We start from the raw sequence: 17882 nt of genomic DNA, 5'->3' as shown, positions 1-17882 counted from the left end.
AATGTGTCAGTGGTTGTCGGAACTCAACCTTCTATCGTTTCAACTATTGCGGTGGGCAAAATGTCTTTGAGTAACACACTGCTCGTGCTGCCATTCCTGGCCAGGGCACTCACCAGTGTTGACACCGCGAAGGACTGATAGCCGCTCATCGTCAGAAATACGTTCCGTTGCAAAACGACATCCGTCGAGAACACGTCGCGAAAGATCAAACTGTGTCCGCTGTCGGCATCCACAATCACCAAGTGCTCATCGACCCGGCTCGCCCACAATTGATCCGCAACCACGATATCCCAGATCAGTTTTCCCGGATCCGAGGGCGAGTGGTCGAGCGAAGGGCGGCAATCGACAATGACTGATTGAAGTTTCAACCACGCCGCCCTGGTAAGCCGACAGGTCGTTGAACCCTCACCCATTTTGAGCACCAGGATGCTGACATCATCGGCAATCAGCGGCAGCAGGTCGCTGCCCGTCTTTGGCCCTTCGACCACCAGTACTTCGGCGTTGCGCTGGACATAGTCGAGCGGCCCGACCCTGTTGTTTTGCGGATAGGTGTGCAAAAAACCATCCCTGGAGTCATGCAGCATCACGTTGGTTTGATGCTGGGTGCCGACGAGTGTGAATTGCGCAACGACAGCGGTCTTCGGAATGCGGATCAACCGCCCGGTCCGGACCACGTACCATTGTTGGTAGTCAGGGTCTTCGACGGACAGAAAATCGGCGCATCGATGTTCATTCGCCAGCGCCGCCAACCCCTCGCTCAACTCACCTTCCAGCGCCGCGACCCATTGGCTGTCAACGCCCGTAATCCGTGCCGGTGCGTTGTACTGTAAATCCACCTCCACACCTTCAAGCGTCGTGGCCCTCAGACCAGCGCCTTCTACTGTTACATCGCTAAACGTCCAGCTCGCCCATTCCTGCGTCGCGGCTGGCAATGCCGCTGGCGTTAACAGTTTCGTTCCCTGGGCAAATGCTGTGCTCAAGTGCTCTGGATCGATAAAACCCTGGCGGACAATCTTCCCGGTTGATAGATCAAACAGCCAGGTGGCCTGATTATCTGGAGTAATACTCAGCAACCGTACTTCTTTACCGTGCCCCATTTCAGCGAGCAGCAGCCGACCATCCAGGTACCAGGCGCACAAGGCATCGCCCTTGAAACCGGTCAAACCCAGGATGGCAAAACTCGGCACCGGGTGGTGCAACGCAAGCGTTGCCAGCGCCAACCACCATTGGCTTTTGTCCTTCAGCCAATGCTCGGTCAGCCCGCCAAATCTCAGGTTCCCGTGCGGCGTAATGTCAAAGAACAGACCCGCGTCGGTCAGCACGAGATAGTCCCGCTCAACGGCGACAACATTTTTTAGCCCAAGGGGGGAGATGTTGCTGGTCGACCATTGTGCACGACCATCCACCATCAACCTTTGCTGGCACATGAGGCGTTGGTGAAGTTTGTCGTAGGTCACAAACACTTCGCCCTCGGCACCGGCGGGAGCGATGAGCACAAGATCACTCAAGGCTTTGATCGAGTCTGCCCATCCTCGTGCACGGTGACGCCTGGCAGGTGCACGAATAATCAACCCATCACCGCTGCGCACCCAGACCAGATCCCGCAACTCGGCATTGATCTGCCAACAAATCGAAACCAGTGCAGCGGGACGCCAGTTCACCGTATTGGTGGACTCCAGCGGCAGGTGATAGTCGCCCAGTACGTGCTTCCAGTCCGTCAGCGTGTCGGCCTCTAAAAGCGACTGAAGTGCAGGATCCTGACCGCGGGTGATCGAACTGAGCAACACGCTCCGGTCATGGATCACATAGGTCAGTTCATCGTGCCGGTCGTCCTTTCCAGCGAGCCGCTGCACGATCTGAATGCCGCCATTGGCCACGGCCTCAAAGCGGACAATCGCCACGCCAGTTCTGTAAAGCAATCGATAGCGCTGAACCAGCGTCCCGGTGATCGCATTGACCTGCCAGACATAGAAATCATCGGGATGATAGAAGTAAGCCGAACCCTCCAACACTGCGCCCAATACCACCTCGTCGGACAACAGCACCTGCGGATCGCGGATGTACAGAAAACGATCCTGAGCCGAGTCGTAATACGCGACTACTGTCCTGGGTTCGTCCGGCTTTTCATAGGGCACCACAAAGTTATGAACCGGGGTATAAGGCATGGCCAGGCGATGTTCACTGGCCAATGACTTGAAGTGATCCAGCAACGCTTGCTCCCCAAACGCCGGATCGGCCACTTCTTCGACCACCTCCAGGCGCAGGGCGGCAAGATCCACGCGCAGGATTTTGTTATCCGCAAGCTTGAGCAATACATGGTGAACACCACTGCCACTGAAGGTCACATCCAATGTCCCCGAGACAAGGCGGCCCCCGGCCTCTATCCGGATGTCTGCCTCCACCAGCCATGGCGTCAGCAGCACCCATTGCATCGCAATCTGACCGGGTGCGGCGAGTTCAAGGCTCACCCCGGGATTGAGCAGCACGGAACATTGAGCCCCTGCGCCTTCTACTCGGTAGGACACCAGCCCGTGCCACATTTTCGGCAGCGCAGGTACTGCCAGTGAACGCTCGACATTATCGAGACGAACATTGAATACCGTTGGCTTGTAGACCGGATTCAACCGGTTGACCACGTATTCACCGGGAAACGAATAGAACGAAAACAGAAACTGCCGTTGCCCCTGTTCGTTCTTTTTTTCCAGTCGACGCGCCGTGTCGTAACCGCCGGCATGACGAAACGTGACAAACGGCAGCAACTTGTATTCGTAGGCGTACCAGGTCTTGGGGGTGCAGGGCAGAACGATTGTCTGTCCTGCCTGTGGGAAGAAACGCGCCGAGTCCGGCAACCCAAGCCCCTGGCGAATATCGGTGGCGCGCTCGTAATCCTCATCGAAATCCGGAACCCCGAAATGGTCCCGAAGCGGGAACAGTTTCGGGCTGTCGAAATGGACGGTGGATGCGCGCAAATCCAGATCGGCAAATACCAGCAAGGGATGCGCTATCCAGGCATTCGAGGCCTTGTCCAGGTGATAGCCGCCTTGCAAGTACGCCTTTTCCAGCCCATCAAAAAACAGCGCGACCTCCTTGGCTTCCTCGGCAATGGTGGCAAAACCTTCGGCCAGCGCCGTAATGCCTACCGCCAGCCCGCCAAGAATCACCCCGCCCCCTCCCAGCACCGCAGCCACCGTACCCGCGCCAGCCAGTGCCGCACCCAGACCGGCGACGCCTACCACCGCACTCGCGGAATCAAAGGCCAACTGCGTGCCGAACTGCGCCCTCTCAATGTCATTGGTGGCGTGGCTTAACTGATAAATATCAAACCCGACATTCACCAGCCCCAGCACAGTACCGACGCCTTCATTGGCGATATGCCCCAAGGCCTTTTGCACCAACGGTGCGCTGGTGCGGGCGATCAGCTTTTCATCGTTCAGGGCCTGACGCACCAGGTTCACTACGCCGAGCACATCCACGATGTTGCCATGGGCCAACTGGGCATAGTTGACGTAGGCATGCAGACGAATGGCGGTGGTCAGGGCCTTGTCACTACCGCTGGCCGCGCCCTCGTGATGTCGCAGCGCATTCATCAGGGCTTGTACGGTGAACCCGGCATTGAGCGTATGAACGCTGCTGGCGTCCGTCGGATCAAGCGGACTGACCGACGCACGCGGGCGAGCGGCCAATGAATTGAAGGTTTCGGAGAGGAATTTTTTAATTCTCAGAAACCGGTGATCGCTGGTGGTGACACGCACGGTCTTCTCGGAAACGGGGTTAAGCACACTGATTTCGAATCCTCCTGTCGGGGTTATCTCCAGCGTCTCGAACAGCGCAACAGAATCTGACGCCAGCCCGTGTTGCTCCTGCAATTGACGTGTCGCCTGCGCGATCTGCCCACCCCACCAGTGCGCGTCCAGTTCCAGCAATGAACTGCCCAGCGCCGCATTGTTGACCAGCGACTGTCCACGGACGCTGGCCAGCCGTTGTCTTACACGCGGCAACGTTTGCTCAGGCAGCGCGCCTGACTCCGACAGGCTTGAAACTTCAATGCCGGAGGCAAGTACCCTCTTGTTCAGTTTTGCGCCATCGAGCTCGATCAGATCAAAGGTCGGCCGTTGCGCATCGCCAAAGGCTGCGTAATGCATGGCCATTTCCTTGCGCAGGAAAAAGTCCGTCAATGCGCCCCTGAACGCCAACGACGTACCAATCTCGTAGGTCCCTAAATTCGGGTCGTAGAACAGGTAATTGCTGCGTTCGCCTTCAAAGATTTTCGCCACTAGCATCGAGTGGTTGTCCGAATTGAGCATCAGGGTCGTGCTGGCCGTTTTTTCTTCCAGTATCGCTACGACCTGAGCGAGATCTGAGCGCATCAGTGGTTTGCCTATGTCATTGACAGGCGCGTCACGCAACTCCTCGATCATGCTCACAAATGCCTTTGAATCCGCGTCCTCAGAATTGATGACGGTCAGAAAAAAGCGCGCCCTCAAGGTATTTGCCGCCGTGTTGCTTTTGTGGAGCGCCGCCGCCATAGCCAGCGCCAGTGGGTAACAGCGCCCGGCAACCCGGTCGCCTGCACCTTTGAGCAACAAATCCTGTGGCGCAATTTTAAAGGTGTTGTCCTTGAAGCTCCCCAGCACTTCACCGGTTCGTTCGATGACCCGGTCGCGGTACTCGAGTTTCGCCACATGCTGAATTTTGGCGACCGAGCGTCCCCACTCCAGCAGGGTCAGTGGGCGTGCGAGCGCCTGCTTCTTGAGATCGACACTGGTTTCCGACAGGGCCACGGACGGATTGGAAGCCTCCTTCAACCCGGCAAGGAAAGCCGGATGACTTTGCTTGAACAGCTCCCGTTCAATGGCTCCGTAACGGTGGATGACCCCCATGTCCGACATCGAGTTGGCAAGGTTTTCAAGCGTTGCACTGGCTGCGGCAAAATGTTGATTATCCAGTGTATTGACCCCCAATAGCCCACCGAGCAACAGACGTTGCAGTGGGTTCAGGTTTAGGGTGAGGAGTGGGTCTCTGACGACTTGACTCAGCAATTCATCCACTGACAGATTTTGTGTCGCCGCATCCGGGGGGGAAGCCGGGGAGCGGATGCTGACATCCTGAGCAATGATTGCTTGCCGGTCATCGAAGCTCAGGGACCATGGTTTTTCAAACGTCACGCTGCCGTTGCGGCGCTGACTCATTGCCTTGCGAAATGGCTCACCGAGATCATCGGCCAGTTGCTGCAACAGATCAGTGATCAACACATGACGACCTTCGATCACCGGCCAGCCTTCATCGAAATCGATGCTCTGGAACTTGAGCAGTTGTGCCATGTTGCCTGTGTAACGAGCTTTCAGTGCCCCGTCGGTCCAGCGCTGCTTTTCTGCGTCGAGCCAGGTATCAAGGTCCACGGCATTTTCTTTCCAGGAATGATCTCTTTCCTCCTCCGTAGCATTGTTAAATCCAGTGTGCGCTCGCACAGCCTCTCTAAACGCTTTGGCTGCCTGAGGTGTCAGGGTTTTGCTCTCGAAGTCCAACAAACCGGCACGCAAAGCCCCCGGTCCCGTCAAGAATATCGAGCCCTCAGCCTGGGGACGAATGCCGTCACTGAAATAATCAGCGATCCCGGAGCACAGGTTACTGGCCCGATAATCATCTTCGTTAGCTTGTTGATCGACAATATTGAATTCATCCCTGAGTACTTCTTCTGTCAGCTCATAAATGGCACTTCTATCGTAAAATTTGACGCCTCGTTTAATGGCCTGGAGTTCAACTTCCAGCAATACACGCAGGTGGATTTCAAGGCGCTCGATAATGGCTTCCAGCGCAGCTGACCCAGGGTGACTGACAATCAACGCATTGGACTCGCGGCCCTCAATCATCGCTAACCGCAAACTGTCGGGTCGAACGGAGTAATCTTCAAACGGAACAAACACCTGTTCTAACGCTGGCGAACTTTTGGCAAACCGCTCCAGGGCATCTCGTTGCGCCGCAGATAATTGCCCGTCGTGGTCCTTATAGCGACTACGCAGAGTCTGCCGGCCCGGCATCCAGTGAGGGTTATGGTCAAGCAACACCTGCAAAACTTCGAGTCGTGCGACGTGCTGTAGTTTGTTAATTTCAATACCCGCCAGTTCGTGAGCAAGCGGTGGCAAGAAATCCACGTCGTTATAGATCCCGCCTTCGCCATGTTCCACCAGCACCCGCATAACATCCGAGGCCGCCGCAAGGTTGCCGCGCAAAGACATTTCACGGTGATAGAAATCTCCCAATCGAGAGAAGGCCGGAAGTTCATGAACATCGCGCAATCGAATGTGCTCGTCATTGAGGCGGTTCATGACTTGAGCCTTTTTATTGCGCAAAGCGCGCAGCTTTTCTTTGTCCTGACCATAACCGCGAACCAGCAAGTCCATTCGCGCTTCATCGGCACTCTTGCCAAGTTCGATTGCCCGATTGATGTGTTCGTACATCTGGCGCTTCAAGGCCGTGGCTCGCTCTTCATAGAGGTCAGCCAAGTCGTGGCCGGCGGTCACACCCTGGACGTCACCAGACAACACATCTGCCTTGGCCGCCTCGACGATGATTCGGTTGGTTTCATGAACCAGTAATCCATCGCTGTCGTACCAGACATTCAGCTCGTAGCCTTCTTTGGCCATGACCTGATACCAGACATTAATATAATCGCGCTGAATATCCCCCAGGCCTCCCCCCAGCCAGATGAAGTGCAGTTTTTTGGGCACTTGCATTTCTGTCGTCATGACCTGAGAGACATATCTGTTCAAACGCTGTTGATACGCCTCGACCCGGTCATAGATCTCCGTCAAATCGGGTGCCTGGTTGGCACCTGGACTGACCGACGACTCCAACTCGGAGTCGCGCCGACGCCGTGTTTCAGCCCCAGGTAACGCTGCCAGGGCCTCCTTGAGTAATCCAATCGGCTCCAGTTGCCGTTCAGGCTTGCGGGTATCGACACACGCAAAGTAATACCGAATGATCGCCTCATATTCTGGTGTTTTATTGAAGTCCTGCAGTGCCTTCTCAAGTTCAACCAACTCAAAAAGACCGACAAACTCTTTGAAACCCGCCGTCGTGCCATCCACATAGCTCATAACGCGCCACACCCTTCAATCAATAAGTTAAACAAGAGAACATCCACACACAAAGCGACACGCCCGACAGATAAATTCGGACATCATTCAAACTTCGTAATTGAATGTAAAAATACTAGAGAAAGAGCAAAAAGCCATTAAAAAAACAACAAACACCCAACAGCGCCAGCCCTCACCAGACCAAAAAAAAAACACTAGTTGATAACAATCAAAACTTCAACCAAACACCCACACAATTAATTAATTACACTTAACCCATAGAGTAAATGTAACTATTAATCTTTTATTCCAATAACGCACTTCCAACCTACGCACATCAAGAAAAACCAAGCCCTCTAACGACTGTTTCAGAACATGAAAACAACGACAGTAAAAAACCTTATGCACGGGCACGACAATTCAACGCTCGCGACATCGACTTACGACTTCGGTGCGAACGTGTTTCCGGTGTCTTTCAGTGAAAAATCTTACGCGGTCGAGGGGTTGTGGCGGCCAGCAGAACTGACCGCCAAGGCTTAACTGATCGGCTTTTCGCCATACCACCGCGGCGTATACACCCACTCACCACCCTCGGCACGAGGGAACACGCAAGTGGTAGACGAACCGATCAGCACCATGGTGCGCATATCGACCTGATCAGGGGTCAGTTCGCCGAGCGTTGTGACCCGCAACGTCTGGCCAGGACGGCCAATGTCTCGCCCCAGCACCACCACCGTTTCCGGTGTGCGATGTCGGCCGACGATTTCCAGCGCCTGGCCCAGTTGCCACGGCCGCGCACGGGAGATCGGGTTGTAGAACGCCAGCGCCAGATCGGCTTCGGCGGCCAGGTCCAGGCGCTTCTCGATGATCGCCCAAGGCTTGAGGTTGTCCGACAGCGACATCACGCAGAAGTCATGGCCCAGCGGCGCACCGGCCTGTGCAGCGGTCGCCAGCGAAGCGGAGACACCCGGCAGGATTTCCAGGTCGACGCTGTGCCAGCTCGGCTCGCTCGACTCATGCAACGCTTCAAGTACCGCCGCCGCCATGGCGAATACACCGGGGTCACCGGATGAAACCACAATCACCGAACGGCCTTGCGCCGCCAGCTCGAAGGCGTGGCGGGCGCGCTGCATCTCTTCGCGGTTGTCAGTGCAATGCAGCACTTGGTCTTCGCGGAACGGTCCGGCCATGCGCACGTAGGTTTCGTATCCGAGTACGTCGGTGGCCTTGGCCAGCTCGGCCTTGACCGCTGGCACCATCAGTTCGGCGGCGCCAGGGCCCAGACCGATGACGGCCAAACGACCGCGTGCCCGGCCGATCTGCGCAGCGTCCAGCGGCTCAGTGGCCACCGCGATGGCAATGCCGGTATCCGCTGACACGATGGTCGCGTTCGGCACGGTGTGGCGGGACAACTCGCTAACGCCGCCGCTGACCGACGCAAAACGCAGCGTCACGCCCAGCTCTAGTGCCGCTTCGCGCAGCGCCGAATTGGCCATGTGCAGGTCGCTGGCCAACAGGCACGCCACCGATTGCACGGCGATGTTCGCTTGATGCAGGGTCGCGCGAATGACGCCTGACAGATCCGCGACCTCACCGCTCACCGCCACCAACACATTGCGCGGGTAGATCATCAATTCATTGGCCGCAGGCGCACGCTCGGCATGGCCGACATGGACCGACAACTGCGCGTGAGGATCTTGCGGCAACTGCGCCTGCGCCAGCCACGGCGCAGCCCCTTCGACGCGCACGCTTTGGCCGGCGAGCAAATCCGAGACGAAGCGCTTGCCCAGTTCCAGATCGCCGAGGGCGTAGCCGCTGGGTGGATTGAGCAGGCAGGTACCGAAGCGCAATTCACCGCTGGTGGTGATCGCCGCAGCCACCTCGAGACCGGCAGCAATCTCGCGCGCCATGACGTTCACGCCACCGAGGCCGCCGAGCAGCGGCACCACGGCGCTGCCGTCTTCAGCCACGGCCAGCACGGGCGGCTCGGCGCCTTTTTCCAGCAGTAACGGCGCCAGGGTGCGGATCACAATGCCGGCCGCACACAAGGCGATAATCGGCGTGTCTTGCTGATAGAGCTCACGCAAGGTGGCGCCGAATTCGTGATAGACGCGGTCCGCGCCGTCCACCCGTTCGGCCAGGCCATGGATCAATGCGCCAGGGTACAGCTGCGCAATCTTGCGCGCAGTCGCGAGGCTGCCATTGCCCAGAATGACAATCGCCGGAACTGGACGGGCCATCAGCCTTGCCACCGTTCGCCGGGCACAATGATCAGCGAGAAGTACGGCGAGGACATCGGCTCGACCTGATCCAGCGGGACGATTTTCTGGTTGGCCATGGTCGCGCGTTCGACGTACAGCGCACGCCCCGCCAGCCCGAGCTCTTCGAGCACCTGACGAACCTTGGGAAAGTTGCGCCCCAGCTTCATGATCACGGCGGCATCGGCATCGGCCAGACGACGCTTGAGATCGTCGGCAGGCAATACGCCCGACAACACCGACAAACTCTGATTGCGATACACCAGCGGCGCGCCCAGTACCGAGGCACCGCCAAGCATTGAGCAAACGCCCGGCACGACTTCGGCTTCATAGCGCTCGGCCAGTCGATCGTGCAGGTACATATAGGAGCCGTAGAAGAACGGATCGCCTTCGCAGATCACCGCCACGTCACGGCCAGCGTCCAGGTGCGCGGCGAGTTCTTCGCCGGCCGCATCGTAGAAATCGCTGATCACTTGTTCATACGACAGCGGCGCCGGAAGCGCTTCTGTGGTCACCGGATACACCAGCGGCAGCAGCGTTTGCGCGTCCTGCAAATGCGCCTCGATGATGCCGAAAGCATTGCCCTTTTTGCCCTTGGCGACGAAGTACGCCACCACCGGCGATTCGCGCAGCAGGCGCAGGGCTTTGACGGTAATCAGTTCCGGATCACCGGGGCCGACGCCCAGGCCGATCAGACGTCCAGGTTGCTGCATCATTCGATCTCCGTGGCGAGGGCATTGACGGCGGCGGCGGCCATGGCGCTACCGCCCAGCCGGCCTTGCATGATGACGAAAGGCACGCCACGGCTGTCTGCCGCGAGCGCTGCCTTGGATTCGGCGGCGCCAACGAAGCCCACCGGGAAGCCGAGGATCAGCGCCGGTTTCGGTGCGCCGGCGTCGAGCATTTCCAGCAGATAAAACAGTGCGGTGGGCGCGTTGCCGATCACCACCACGCTGCCTCCAAGGTGCGGGCGCCATAGCTCCAGCGCGGCGGCGGAACGGGTGTTGCCCAGCTCACGGGCAAGCTCCGGAACACTCTCATCGCGCAGGGTGCAGATGACTTGGTTGTTCGCAGGCAAACGCGTGCGGGTCACGCCTTCGCTGACCATCCGCGCATCGCACAGGATCGGTGCACCGGCGGCCAGCGCATCACGCCCGGCCTTGCCCGCGCCTTCGGAAAATTGCAGGCCGTCGATGGCGTCGACCATGCCGCAGGCGTGGATCACACGGACCGCGAGTTTCTCCAGATCGGGCGGAATACGCGCAAGGTTGGCCTCGGCACGAATGATCGCGAAGGAGTTGCGATAGATCTCCTGACCGTCGCGGATGTAATCAAGCATCAAGGGGGCTCCGTGAGCGGTCGTCGAGCAAGGCTGCGACCGCTTCAATAGTAAGGTTGCGTGCGTGCAGCGCGCCGAAACCCGGCAGCGCTGCATCGCGAAAATAGAGGTCGTAGTGACCAGGGGCGACGGCCAGTAACGTGACAGGCACCCGATGGGCGGCGGCGCAGGAACGCGGGCAGCCAGACAAATGCACCGTTTGATCGTGACGTCGCAACAGCGCCGCCAATTGCAAGGCGTCGCTCTTGGTATCGGCCAGGCCTTTGCCGCAGCCAGCGGAACCCGTGCAGGCGATCAACCGTGACAAGGGCTGACCGGCCTTGCACAGCAGGCCCAGTTGCTCCAGACGCCCAATGACTTCGGGCGCCCGTTCTTTTCGAACATTGGGCAGCAACAGACTTTGCCATGGGGTGAAACGCAGGCTCGCGTCGCCGAACTCGCGCGCCAGTTGTGCCGCGCCTCTGAGCATGACGGGATCGAGCCGCCCCAAAGGAGGTACGGCACCGATATAGACATATTCGGTTCCAGCCTGCGGATGAACGCCAATGTGCAGAGCATCCGGGCTCAATGAACGCCGCCAATCGGTGATCGACTTCAAGGACACTCGTTCGGCCAGACGAGCAAGAAACGCTGCGAACGGGTATTCGGCCAGCAAATGACGCATCCGCGTTTGATCAGGACGCGCCAGTTCAAGAAACAACTCCAGCACCGCAACGACCAACGCATGCCCCTGTTCAAGTGGCACCGCCCCTGCGGGCCTGTCCGTGGGGCAACCCGCGAAACCGAACACCAGCAACCACTCGCCACCTCGCTCAACCGCAGACAACCACAGATCATGCGGGTGTTCGAGCATCGCCAACGCCTCGCCGCCATCGAGTTGCACCGCAAACTTGGCACTGAGTTCGTGGAAACGTTCGTGGCTTTGCAGGGTGACAAGGATCTGTTCCGCCAGCTCACGCGTATCAAAGAGCATGCACCGATCAATCCCGGCGCTCGGGCTGAGCATCAGATTGCGTACATCGTCGCCCGCCGCGGTACGCGGACCCAATCCAGCGGCGAGCAGGCTGTCGATCAGTGCTGTCTGTTCGCTGCCGATCCCGCGAATCTGCAGGTTGGCCCGATTGGTCGCCTCGATCACGCCCCCCGCAAACCGTTCAGCCGCGCTGGCCACCGCTTCAGCCTGGGCTGCGCTGATCGAGCCGCCGTTCAATTTGATCCGACAGATGCCGCCATCCAGCGCCGGGACGATACGCAGCAACCCCGGGCAAGCCGAGGGACGCAAAGCGGTGGACATCGGGCGTTCGTTCAAGGAATGGACCGGCTGGCTGGCAGCGCTGTGGTGGGCGAAAGGTCGCCATTATGCCTGCTTTGCCCGAGCGCATGAAAATGCCTGCCGGTCGGATTCCGCCTTTCAGGTCATCCGAAAGCGTAACGAACGCCCCGCCCCTTGGGTAACGCTGTTCACTTAAGCGCGGCGTCCACAGGCTCTAGCTCGACTGAAGAATGTCTTAAGTGAACAGCATCACGCCCCTTGGACGCGTTACAGCTCATAGTTCTCGAAATTGAATTTAATGCCTTCCAGCGCCTTTTCCACGCTGGATCGACGAGCGTCCATGACCCGCCGTGTAATCACCACCTTTCGCGCCAGAACATCCAGCTGATTCATGACTTGCGACACCTCCCAAAAAAGGTATCCGGTATTCATGCTTGACTTGATAAACCTGATATTACTGACCACCAACTCCATATCTCCATTTACGTTGTAGCTGATCGGCATAATCTTGAAGTCGAATATCTTTCCACTTACGCCCTTGGCTTTCTTTAATAGCTCAACGTCTTTTTCCAGCGTAGCAAGCCCCAGACTAACCCCATTGACCTGCTCGCGACTTAGAAGAGGAGACGCCAGCTTCGACCATATTTGCCGCACACTTCCATCGAATTGCGTTTGAACGTGTTCAATCGGCGGATGATCACGATTCCAGCCATGCGACCACAATACATCGGTGTAATAATCGGTCCAGCGCCCAGGTTCGGTGGCGCTGTTGTAAGTAATGTCCGCTTGTCTTTGTGCCAAATAAGTACAATTCAATGCGAACTGATAATCCTCGTGTGATTGCCCTTGAACACCGGCCAGCAAAATATCGCCCACCAAAGTTGCATCATGTTTAATATCACCGCTCATATCCATATCCCTTAACTCCATCATGGCGAATATCCATTAATTTGAAAGTTGTGACTGGAAAAGAATGCCTTACAGCAAACTTCAAAATTGATCCAAAAAAACAAAATAGCAAAACCCGCCAATAACCCAATACGTTTTCAGCCACATAAGTTTTCAATACAGCCCCCTCTCTCCCGACAATAGAGCAGCGCCAATTAACAGAAGTCGCGTTATCATGCGGCCCTTGAACATGAACCCTGGATTAAGGAACGGCATGACACCCTGGCTAACGGTTGTGGGAATCGGTGAAGACGGCTTCAAGGGCCTGGGCAAGAATGCCCGTCGTGCCCTGTTGGGCGCCTCGCGAATCTTCGGCAGCCAGCGGCAACTGGATTTGTTGCCCGTGTGTATTCGCGGCGAACGCCAGCTCTGGCCCAGCCCGTTTTCCCTTGAACCAGTGCTGGCGCTACGTGGCGAGCCGGTGTGTGTGTTGGCCAGCGGCGACCCGATGTTCTTTGGCGTTGGTGCCAGCCTGGTGCGTCAACTGCCCGGCGCAGAAATGCTGATCCTGCCCGCCCCGTCTTCCGTGTCGCTGGCGGCCGCTCGCCTGGGCTGGCCGTTGCAGGACGTGGTGACCCTTTCAGTGGTCGCCCGCCCCGTCGCCGCGCTCAACGCTCACCTGTTCAGTGGCGTGCGCTTGCTGGTGTTGAGCAACGACGGCCAGAGCCCGGCGGCCATCGCGGCACTGCTGCGTGAGCGTGGTTTCGGGCCGAGTCGACTCACCGTGCTGGAACATCTGGGCGGCAACGCCGAGCGACGTATCGAGGGTGTTGCCAACGACTGGAATGAACCGGTGATCGCCGATTTGAACCTGATCGCCATCGAATGCATCGCCGAACCGAACACGCCGCGCCTGTCCCGACTCGCCGGCCTGCCGGATTCCGCTTTCAAGCACGACGGCCAACTGACCAAGCGCGATGTGCGCGCCATCACCCTCGCGCGCCTCGCCCCGGTTCCCGGGGAACTGCTGTGGGACGTCGGCGCTGGCAGCGGTTCGATCGGCATCGAGTGGATGCGCGCTCATCCGAGCTGCCGGGCGCTGGCCGTCGAAGCGGATGAAGGTCGGCAGTTGTTGATCGAACACAACCGCGATGCCTTGGGCGTGCCCGGCCTGCAATTGATTCGCGGCAGTGCGCCACAAGCCTTGACCGGGCTGGAACGCCCGGACGCAATTTTCATCGGCGGCGGCGTCACCCGCGAAGGCGTGCTCGAAACCTGCTGGGCACAACTCAAACCCGGCGGCAGGTTGATCGCTAACGCCGTCACCCTGCAAAGCGAAGTGACCCTGATGGACTGGCGCGAACGGCATGGCGGTGAACTGACCCGCATCCACGTCGCTCAGGCGCAACCCTTGGGCGAGTTCGACACCTGGCGTCAGGCGCTACCGATTACCTTGCTGGACGTGACGAAACCCCTCGATGCGTGACGAAACCGCCGAACAACCCGCCCCGCTACGCAGCGGCCTGACCACCGGCAGCTGCGCCACCGCCACCAGCCTCGCGGCGGCACGCCTGCTGCTCAGTGGCGTCGAAGCAGACGCCGTCGAAATCATTCTGCCCAAAGGAAAGCGGGTGCAGATGCGCCTGGAATTCTGTCGGCTGATGAATGATGGCGCCGAAGCCGGAACGATCAAGGACGCCGGCGACGACCCCGACGTGACTCACGGCGCCCTACTCTTTTCCCAGGTGCGCCTGCACAGCGAGCCAGGCATCCGCTTCAGCGCCGGCCGTGGCGTGGGCACCGTCACCCGGCCGGGGCTGGTGCTGGGCGTCGGCGAACCCGCGATCAACCCGGTGCCGCGCAAGATGATTACCGACCACCTGACGCTGCTGGCCGAAGAGCTTGATTACCGGGGTGGTTTCGAGGTCACGGTGAATGTCGAGGACGGCGAAGCCCTGGCGCTGAAAACCATGAATCCGCGCCTGGGCATTCTCGGCGGTTTGTCGATCCTCGGCACCAGCGGCATCGTCCGGCCGTTTTCCTGCGCCGCGTACATCGCCTCGATCCATCAGGGCATCGACGTCGCCAAAACCAACGGCTACCTGCACATCGCCGCGTGCACCGGCAACGCCAGCGAAGACACCATGCGCCGGGTCTACGACTTGCCGGAAATCGCCCTGATCGAAATGGGCGACTTCGTCGGTGCGGTGCTCAAACATCTGCGCAAAGTGCCTGTGGATAAACTCAGCCTCTGCGGCGGCTTCGGCAAGATCAGTAAACTGGCGGCCGGGCACATGGATTTGCACAGTCGGCATTCGAGCATCGACCTGCCGCAATTGGCTGAGTGGGCGGCGGCGATTGGCGCCGACAAGGCGTTGCAGCAAGGGATTCGCGAGGCCAACACCAGCCAGCAAGCCTTGGCAATGGCCAGCGCTGCCGGGATCGCCCTGGGTGATGCGGTGTGTCAGCACGCGCTGGACTTTGCCCGTAGCGTGGTGCCGACGCAGGTTCAGGTCGAAGTGTTCGCCATCGATCGCCAGGGCGGGATTGCTGGCCATGCGGGAGCTTTTCAATGAAGCGTGTGTTGTTGCTGGGTGGCGTGACGGAAGCCTTGGCCATCGCCCGGGCCCTCGGGCCGGAACACATCTATAGCCTGGCCGGCGTGGGGCGTGTGCCGACAGATCTTGACTGTCAGGTTCGCGTTGGCGGCTACGGCGGCGCCGAAGGGCTGGCGCAGTTCATTCGGGGTGAAGGGATCGACCTACTGCTGGATGCCACCCATCCCTACGCCGCACAAATAAGCCAGAACGCCGCTACCGCTGCGCGGTTGAGCGGTATTGCCTGCTGGGCCCTGCGGCGCCCGGCCTGGCAACCACAGACCGGCGATGACTGGCGAGATGTCAGCGACTGGGCCGGGTTGATCGAGGCCCTCAAACCTTTCCGCAGACCGTTGTTCACCCTCGGTCGCGAACCCTTGCAGCATCTGCATGAAATCCCGCCAGAGCAATTCTGGACCTTGCGCGCACTGGACGTTTACCCGGGCAATGAACGCTGCGAAGTGATCGGCGCGCGTGGGCCGTTTCTGATCGAAGATGAACGTGCGCTGTTTGAACGTCGGCAGATTGATGTACTGATCAGCAAGAACAGCGGCAGCACCGCGACCGAGCCGAAGCTGGAAGTGGCACGGGAGCGTGGGGTACCGGTGATTGTTTTGCAGCGGCCAGTGTTGCCGGGGGTTGATCGGGAGTTTGGGGCGGTGGATGACGTGTTGGCAGCCCTGGCGAAGCGCAATCTAACGGACGAATAAATCATTGTGGAGAGGGGGCTTGTCGGAATGCCGCATCACCCCGTTGGGCTGCGCAGCAGCCCCAAAACCTGCAACCTGATTTTATCAGCCTGAACCGTGTCTACTGTTTGCGACTGCTTCGCAGCCGAGCGGGGTGATGCGGCATTCCGACAAGCCCCCTCGCCACAGGGTTGTAGGCTAGCCTCAATTCATCCGGCATTTCCAATCGATACCGCTACACTCGCTTGAAAGTCTGCTGCGACACCACACCGCACGCCGCTTTTTTACTTATCGGCCCTGATCAGGCTAAATAGCCGCGCCTGATCCCCCACCCAACCGGATTTGTCCCATGTCCCGACAACGGCTCGCATTTGCCTGGATCGCCTGCTTCGCAGTGCTGTTCAACATGCTCGCCATGCCGATGACGGGAACGATGGCGCAGACGGCGAAATCGCCTGCCGAGCAGGTGTTGTGGGGCAGTTTCTGTTCGTCCAGCGGCACCAGGATGGTGGCGATTTCCCTGGGCGATATCGAACAGAAAGCCCCGCAGAGTGACGATCACTCCAACATGCAACATTGCTGGTGCTGTTCAGGTTCCGCGCCACTGGTGGCGCTGCCGGGGCATGTGCCCCAACTGTACTTTGCGCAGTTCGAGGCCAATCGAAGCCTGCCTGACGCCTCTCTCGAGACACTGACACCGCGCCAGCAACGGCCGAGTCTCAACCCCCGCGCTTCCCCTCTGGGGTGATTCCTTCTCGCAATTGACCTGCGTTTTGAATCGTTCTGGAGAACTGCCATGTTGAACAAACTCATCGTTCTGGCTGTGTTGCTGCTGCCTGCCTGTTTTGCCAATGCTCACGAATACAGGGCCGGGGAGCTGGAGATTGCTCATCCGTGGTCGCAGGAGTTGCCGCCCAACGCGCCGACCGTTGCTGCGTATTTCGTGATTCACAACGGTGGCAAAACCGCTGACCGCTTACTCAGTGTCGACTCGCCCATTGCAGGTGAAGCTCAGTTACACGAGCACGTCATGCAAAACGATCTGATGAAAATGCAGCAGGTGCCGAGCGTCGACATTCCTGCCGGTGGCAACGTCACCTTTGCGCCGATGGCCTACCACGTGATGCTGGTCAACCTGAAAGACCGCAGCCTGCTGAGCGATGGCAAACGCTTTCCGTTGACGATGCATTTCGAGAAGTCCGGCGATGTGACGGTCGAAGTCTCGGTGCAGAAGAAGCCGCCGGAAGACATGCAGACGCACGCCCACGCCCAGTAAACGACTGAGCAAAACGCCCATGCGCTCGCTTAGCGCCAGGTCATCCGCACACCGTCGTCAGCCGTTAAGCCTGACGCGCGGCAGCTGGATCAGCCTGTTCGCCATGTTGATGATCTTTATCGGCCCGCTGATTTCTCAGTCGATGCCGATGGATTCACGCGCGGGTATGTCTACGAGCCTGTCCATGAACATGTCGATGGACATGAGCATGGACATGTCGGCGATGGAGCACGCCGACCACGGCGCGCAACCCGCTGCCGAGCACTGCCCGCCCAAGGCCGAACACCACGCGCTCTGGGAAAAATGTGGCTATTGCAGCCTGCTGTTCAATTGCCCGGCGCTGACCGGCGGCCAGTCCTTCGTCGCATTCGGCACGCCAAAAGCCACTACCTTCACCTCACCTTCCCCTCGCCTGGGCCACCCCCGGCAAACCTTCTTCCCCGGCGCCCGCACCCGCGCCCCGCCCCTCGCCGCGTAAACACCCAC

At 58.9% G+C, this 17882-nt stretch carries 12 protein-coding genes; 6 read left to right on the top strand and 6 right to left on the bottom strand.

What is annotated here, in order from left to right:
- Nucleotides 1–23: 23 nt before the first annotated feature.
- The 6 genes from IB252_RS20050 to IB252_RS20025 form a co-directional block, all read right to left on the bottom strand.
- Entirely contained in the window at nt 24–7097 is a 7074-nt protein-coding gene (locus IB252_RS20050; RefSeq protein ID WP_192410024.1) for a TcdA/TcdB pore-forming domain-containing protein, read from the bottom strand.
- A gap of 515 nt (nt 7098–7612) precedes the next feature.
- Nucleotides 7613–9316, bottom strand: a complete 1704-nt coding sequence (cobJ, locus tag IB252_RS20045; protein WP_192410023.1) for a precorrin-3B C(17)-methyltransferase — start codon at nt 9314–9316, stop codon at nt 7613–7615.
- Nucleotides 9316–10047 carry a precorrin-2 C(20)-methyltransferase gene (locus IB252_RS20040; protein ID WP_111449200.1) on the bottom strand — a complete coding sequence of 244 codons (732 nt, stop codon included), beginning with the start codon at nt 10045–10047 and terminating at the stop codon, nt 9316–9318. Before IB252_RS20040 ends, cobJ begins: the two co-directional genes overlap by 1 nt.
- A complete protein-coding gene (locus tag IB252_RS20035; protein ID WP_192410022.1) occupies nt 10047–10673 on the bottom strand; it encodes a precorrin-8X methylmutase in 627 nt (208 codons plus the stop codon). The genes IB252_RS20040 and IB252_RS20035 overlap by 1 nt, the downstream gene beginning before the upstream one ends.
- Nucleotides 10666–11967 (bottom strand): precorrin-3B synthase, encoded by a 1302-nt coding sequence (gene cobG / locus IB252_RS20030; protein WP_192410021.1) that lies wholly within the window; start codon nt 11965–11967, stop codon nt 10666–10668. The genes IB252_RS20035 and cobG overlap by 8 nt, the downstream gene beginning before the upstream one ends.
- A 246-nt stretch (nt 11968–12213) precedes the next feature.
- Nucleotides 12214–12879 (bottom strand): hypothetical protein, encoded by a 666-nt coding sequence (locus tag IB252_RS20025; protein ID WP_225607500.1) that lies wholly within the window; start codon nt 12877–12879, stop codon nt 12214–12216.
- Nucleotides 12880–13108: 229 nt separating this feature from the next.
- Between IB252_RS20025 and cbiE the strand changes: the two genes are divergently transcribed.
- The 6 genes from cbiE (at nt 13109) to IB252_RS19995 (ending at nt 17874) form a co-directional block, all read left to right on the top strand.
- Nucleotides 13109–14320 (top strand): precorrin-6y C5,15-methyltransferase (decarboxylating) subunit CbiE, encoded by a 1212-nt coding sequence (gene cbiE, locus IB252_RS20020; RefSeq protein ID WP_192410020.1) that lies wholly within the window; start codon nt 13109–13111, stop codon nt 14318–14320.
- Nucleotides 14313–15410, top strand: coding sequence for a cobalt-precorrin-5B (C(1))-methyltransferase (locus IB252_RS20015; RefSeq protein ID WP_192410019.1), 1098 nt, complete (start codon nt 14313–14315; stop codon nt 15408–15410). The genes cbiE and IB252_RS20015 overlap by 8 nt, the downstream gene beginning before the upstream one ends.
- Entirely contained in the window at nt 15407–16141 is a 735-nt protein-coding gene (locus tag IB252_RS20010; RefSeq protein ID WP_192410018.1) for a cobalt-precorrin-6A reductase, read from the top strand. Before IB252_RS20015 ends, IB252_RS20010 begins: the two co-directional genes overlap by 4 nt.
- Before the next feature lie 328 nt (nt 16142–16469).
- A complete protein-coding gene (locus tag IB252_RS20005; protein WP_192410017.1) occupies nt 16470–16868 on the top strand; it encodes a DUF2946 domain-containing protein in 399 nt (132 codons plus the stop codon).
- A gap of 48 nt (nt 16869–16916) precedes the next feature.
- Entirely contained in the window at nt 16917–17396 is a 480-nt protein-coding gene (locus IB252_RS20000; protein WP_192410016.1) for a copper chaperone PCu(A)C, read from the top strand.
- Between the two features lie 19 nt (nt 17397–17415).
- On the top strand, nt 17416–17874 hold the full coding sequence (locus IB252_RS19995) for a DUF2946 domain-containing protein (RefSeq protein ID WP_192410015.1): 459 nt from the start codon (nt 17416–17418) through the stop codon (nt 17872–17874).
- Nucleotides 17875–17882 lie beyond the last annotated feature (8 nt).

Origin of the sequence: Pseudomonas sp. PDM10, assembly GCF_014852295.1 — a bacterium.
Taxonomy (GTDB): domain Bacteria; phylum Pseudomonadota; class Gammaproteobacteria; order Pseudomonadales; family Pseudomonadaceae; genus Aquipseudomonas.
Note: the sequence above shows the minus strand (reverse complement) of the source record. Positions and strands in the feature narration are given on the sequence as shown.

What these genes read in the sequence shown, in the direction of transcription:
- IB252_RS19995 (WP_192410015.1), top strand. Translation starts at nt 17,416, where the DNA reads ATGCGCTCGCTTAGCGCCAGGTCATCCGCACACCGTCGTCAGCCGTTA.
- cbiE (WP_192410020.1), top strand. Translation starts at nt 13,109, where the DNA reads ATGACACCCTGGCTAACGGTTGTGGGAATCGGTGAAGACGGCTTCAAG.
- IB252_RS20005 (WP_192410017.1), top strand. Translation starts at nt 16,470, where the DNA reads ATGTCCCGACAACGGCTCGCATTTGCCTGGATCGCCTGCTTCGCAGTG.
- IB252_RS20000 (WP_192410016.1), top strand. Translation starts at nt 16,917, where the DNA reads ATGTTGAACAAACTCATCGTTCTGGCTGTGTTGCTGCTGCCTGCCTGT.
- IB252_RS20050 (WP_192410024.1), bottom strand. Translation starts at nt 7,097, where the DNA reads ATGAGCTATGTGGATGGCACGACGGCGGGTTTCAAAGAGTTTGTCGGT.
- IB252_RS20025 (WP_225607500.1), bottom strand. Translation starts at nt 12,879, where the DNA reads ATGATGGAGTTAAGGGATATGGATATGAGCGGTGATATTAAACATGAT.
- cobJ (WP_192410023.1), bottom strand. Translation starts at nt 9,316, where the DNA reads ATGGCCCGTCCAGTTCCGGCGATTGTCATTCTGGGCAATGGCAGCCTC.
- cobG (WP_192410021.1), bottom strand. Translation starts at nt 11,967, where the DNA reads ATGTCCACCGCTTTGCGTCCCTCGGCTTGCCCGGGGTTGCTGCGTATC.
- IB252_RS20015 (WP_192410019.1), top strand. Translation starts at nt 14,313, where the DNA reads ATGCGTGACGAAACCGCCGAACAACCCGCCCCGCTACGCAGCGGCCTG.
- IB252_RS20010 (WP_192410018.1), top strand. Translation starts at nt 15,407, where the DNA reads ATGAAGCGTGTGTTGTTGCTGGGTGGCGTGACGGAAGCCTTGGCCATC.
- IB252_RS20040 (WP_111449200.1), bottom strand. Translation starts at nt 10,047, where the DNA reads ATGCAGCAACCTGGACGTCTGATCGGCCTGGGCGTCGGCCCCGGTGAT.
- IB252_RS20035 (WP_192410022.1), bottom strand. Translation starts at nt 10,673, where the DNA reads ATGCTTGATTACATCCGCGACGGTCAGGAGATCTATCGCAACTCCTTC.